The 1,257-nt window shown below is 58.8% G+C and carries 1 protein-coding gene; it reads left to right on the top strand.

Annotated elements, in window-relative coordinates; translation table 11 throughout:
- The first annotated feature begins 117 nt into the window (after nt 1-117).
- Nucleotides 118-1,236: a pyridoxal phosphate-dependent aminotransferase gene (locus DW850_RS10080; protein ID WP_117786973.1), complete on the top strand. Its 1,119-nt coding sequence runs from the start codon at nt 118-120 to the stop codon at nt 1,234-1,236.
- Nucleotides 1,237-1,257 lie beyond the last annotated feature (21 nt).

Below are 1,257 nucleotides of genomic sequence, written 5' to 3'. Positions count from 1 at the left end.
GCTGTTGCGTTGAGATTGAAAATCAACCGAAAAGAGTTTTTCGAGACCATTTCGAGCATTTCCCACCGGTTTCATAGGAGTAAACTTGCCCCACTGCAAATGCTCGAAAGGACCGGCATGAAAGAACTCTCCAACCGCACGGCAACGTTTACCGATTCCGTCATCCGTCGCATGACGCGCATCTCCAACAAGTATGGCGCCGTCAACCTGTCACAGGGCTTCCCCGACTTTGATCCCCCGGCGCAGCTGCTCGATAGCCTCAGCACCATCGCCACCGATCCCAAGCCGCTCTACCACCAGTACTCCATCACCTGGGGCTCTCAGGCCATGCGCGAGGCGCTTGCCGCCAAGCAGGAGCACTTTATGGGCATGCCGATCAACCCCAACGAGAATATTGTAGTCACCTGCGGCTCCACCGAGGCCATGATGGCCGCCATGATGACGGTCACGAACCCCGGCGACAAGGTCGTCATTTTCTCGCCGTTCTACGAGAACTACGGCGCTGACACCATTCTCTCGGGCGCCGAGCCCATCTATGTGCCGCTCAACCCGCCCACCTTTGACTTCGACCGTGAGGTCCTCGAGGCGGCCTTCCGCGACAACGATCCCAAGGCGATCGTCCTATGCAACCCGTCCAACCCCTGTGGCAAGGTCTTTACGCGCGAGGAGCTCACTTTTATTGCCGACCTGTGCAAGAAGTACGACGCCTACTGCATCACCGACGAGGTGTACGAGCACATCGTCTACGCTCCCCACGAGCACGTGTACATGGCCACGCTGCCCGGCATGTTTGAGCGCACCATCAGCTGCAGCTCGCTGTCCAAGACCTACTCCATCACCGGCTGGCGCCTAGGCTACACCATCGCTCCCGCCGAAATCACCGAGCGCATCAAAAAGGTCCACGACTTCCTCACCGTAGGCGCCGCCGCTCCCCTGCAAGAGGCCGTCGTCACCGCCCTCAACTTCGACGACAGTTATTACCAGGAGGTCCTCGACCTCTACACCGCCAAGCGCGACCTATTCTGTCAGGGACTCGACAGCATCGGCCTCACGCACAACGTGCCGCAGGGCGCCTACTACGTGATGATGGACATCTCTGAGTTTTGCTATGACAGCGACCTCGACTTCTGCGAGGACCTGGCCTCAAAGGTGGGCGTGGGCGCCGTGCCCGGCTCGAGCTTCTTCCGCGAGCCCGTCAACCATCTGATTCGTTTCCACTTTGCCAAGCGAGGTTGATTTTCAATCTCAACGCAACAG

This window comes from Collinsella sp. AM36-4AA, assembly GCF_003467795.1.
In the GTDB taxonomy this organism is placed as follows: Bacteria; Actinomycetota; Coriobacteriia; order Coriobacteriales; family Coriobacteriaceae; genus Collinsella.
This window is presented reverse-complemented; position numbering and strand designations above follow the sequence as displayed.